The organism is Hespellia stercorisuis DSM 15480 (assembly GCF_900142165.1).
Classification (GTDB): domain Bacteria; phylum Bacillota; class Clostridia; order Lachnospirales; family Lachnospiraceae; genus Hespellia; species Hespellia stercorisuis.
The window spans coordinates 1-1,359 of record NZ_FQZY01000155.1; the positions used below are offsets into that span (position 1 = coordinate 1).

1 protein-coding gene is annotated in these 1,359 nt (G+C 40.3%); it reads right to left on the reverse strand.

All coding sequences use genetic code 11. From position 1 onward, the window contains the following. Positions 1-3: 3 nt before the first annotated feature. Positions 4-1,359 (reverse strand): ISL3 family transposase (locus BUB85_RS20855; protein ID WP_143160825.1); only part of this gene is annotated, 1,356 nt, incomplete at its 5' end.

A 1,359-nucleotide genomic window follows, 5' to 3' on the forward strand; every position in this document is an offset into this window, starting at 1 on the left:
GGCTCAATCACAAATTTTGTGGGATAAAGGATTTCTGACATAAGTCTTCCTGCTGATATCAAACAGTTTAAGGAAGAAGTATTCATCATCACGATATCCGTAAGCCTGTCGTCTTAATGTTTTGATTTTGTTGTTTATACCCTCAATCTTACCAGCTGATATGTCATATGTTGCATGAGCTATGATACCCTCAAAGTGATTGTCCAATAACCTTCTGAACCACATAAGGTGCTCGTTTTTAGTTGATTTACAGGTATCCATGATAGAGATAATATCCTCAGACATGCGTGCTTCGTCATTACGAGAATACGCAAGAGTTAAACTCTCTTTGATGAGATCAAGTGTAAACAGCAGCTTGTTCTGGCTAAGCAGTTCATCATATCTTTCTTCATGACCACCCTTACGGATGTAATCCTCTGTACCAAAGATAGGACTTCCTTTTGAGATAACTCTTTCATCAGCGGCATCCTGATCCTTACGTTTTAACGTTTTTCTGGAAGACATAAGGATGTAGCGGGTCTTCTTTAGAGAACGTGCTGCTTCGTCATCACCTTCAGCAAGCAGACGACGCTGTTCATCCTTGCGAACTTCACTGACAACCTTGTCATTGAAGTTCTTAACGATATGAAAGTAATCAAATACAGGTTGGATATGAGGGCACTTATCCTCAAAAGCCTCCTGAAAATCAGAATTCATATCACATGCGATGGCTTCCACACTGTCCATCCATTCAAGCCCTACATGCTCGATGAAGTCATAGACTACCTGCTTTTTCTTGCCATTGGCAATCCATAACACGTGACCAGTTTCCATGTCTATGATATGAGTGGCATACTTGTAACCATTGTGAAGCTTGAATTCATCTATACCGAGAAACTTTGCCTTACGTTCCGGTTTGATTAGCTTTGTTCCATCGATTGTATAAAGTTCCTGAAGACGCTGTTTATCAATGTCTTTGACTGTATTCTTACCAAGACCTGTAAGCTCAGCTACTTCTTTATTGGTATAGTTTCCAGTTGCCAGAAGGTCACGGGTATACTGATACAATTCTTCTGTAATACGGTGAGCCGGTGCCTTAAAAGAGATAAACTGCATTCTGGTTTTACCACATTTAGGGCATACATATTGATTGCGATTAAACTGCACCTGGCTAAGATATCCACCAAAAGGAAGATGCCTCAGTGTAATACCAGGATGGTTGTTTACATGCATCTTACAGCCACAGTGGCAGATGATATCGTCTTCACTAGCATCAAGTTCACCATGAAAACAGAAAGCAGTACGACCGGATGCAGTCATCTCAGTAGTTGTAGTATGATTCATGAATCCATACAAACAGGAAGGAATTCTTAAAAATTC